The organism is Pseudomonas sp. 2822-17, from assembly GCF_002742485.1.
GTDB classification, from domain to species: domain Bacteria; phylum Pseudomonadota; class Gammaproteobacteria; order Pseudomonadales; family Pseudomonadaceae; genus Aquipseudomonas; species Aquipseudomonas cyclaminis.
Map to the genome: position 1 here is coordinate 1 of NZ_LJRZ01000800.1, position 263 is coordinate 263.

Consider the following 263-nt stretch of genomic DNA (forward strand, 5'->3'; position numbering starts at 1 on the left):
GAAATAATGCGAGTTCTTAGAACGAATGGTACTGCTATCATATTTGAAACGATGGGAACTGGTTTTGAAACACCAAATCCACCTGCGTTTTTAAAACAATATTATTCTTTACTTGAAAACAAATATGGTTTTTCTCATAAGTGGATAAGAGCGGATTACGAATTTGATAGTGTGCAGCAAGCCGAAGAGTTAACGAGGTTTTTCTTTGGTGATGAGCTTGCGGATAGAGTTGTAAATGAGAAACTAACAAGAGTTCCTGAGTG

1 protein-coding gene is annotated in these 263 nt (G+C 36.5%); it reads left to right on the plus strand.

Annotation, left to right across the window (positions count from 1 at the left end):
• Positions 1-263: hypothetical protein (locus tag AOA60_RS28825; protein ID WP_218240906.1), on the plus strand; the 263-nt coding region annotated here is incomplete at both ends.